This is a genomic window from uncultured Mycobacterium sp., from assembly GCF_964249325.1.
Taxonomy (GTDB): Bacteria; Actinomycetota; Actinomycetes; order Mycobacteriales; family Mycobacteriaceae; genus Mycobacterium.
The window spans coordinates 1-772 of sequence record NZ_CAXUCH010000229.1 but is presented as its reverse complement, the minus strand read 5'-3'; the positions used below and the strand labels follow the sequence as shown (position 1 = coordinate 772).

Here is a 772-nt window from a genome sequence, read left to right as displayed (position 1 = left end):
CGCTCAAACGCGACGTCATCGAAGTGATGACCACGTCGCAGGACTGGTGGCCTGCCGACTATGGCCACTACGGGCCGCTTTTCATCCGGATGAGCTGGCACGCCGCGGGCACCTACCGTATCCACGACGGCCGCGGTGGTGGCGGTGAAGGCGCGCAGCGCTTTGCTCCGCTCAACAGTTGGCCCGACAACGCCAGCCTCGACAAGGCGCGCCGGTTGCTCTGGCCGGTCAAAAAGAAGTACGGAAAGAAAATCTCGTGGGCCGACCTGATCATCTTCGCCGGCAACTGTGCCTATGAATCGATGGGGTTCAAAACGTTCGGCTTCGCCTTCGGGCGCGAGGACATCTACGAGCCCGAGGAGATGTTCTGGGGTCCCGAGGACACGTGGCTCGGCGACGAGCGGTACAGCGGCGAACGGCAATTGGCCGAGCCGCTGGCCAACGTTCAGATGGGGCTGATCTACGTCAACCCCGAAGGACCCAACGGCAAGCCGGATCCGCTGGCCGCGGCGATCGACATCCGGGAGACCTTCGGTCGGATGGCGATGAACGACGTCGAGACGGCCGCGCTGATCGTCGGCGGCCACACGGTGGGCAAGACCCACGGCGCCGGCGATGCCGACCTCGTCGGTCCCGAGCCCGAGGCCGCTCCGATCGAGCAGCAGGGTCTGGGCTGGAAAAGCGCCTACGGAACCGGCGTCGGCAAGGACGCGATCACCAGCGGCCTTGAGGTGGTATGGACACCCACGCCGACCAAGTGGGACAACAGCTA

The 772-nt window shown here is 65.2% G+C and carries 1 pseudogene (cut by a window edge); it reads left to right on the top strand.

The features are described 5' to 3' along the window. Positions 1–772, top strand: a pseudogene (locus tag ACFE99_RS20840) (peroxidase family protein); its annotated part reaches 127 nt to the left of the window's first position; the annotation flags it as partial.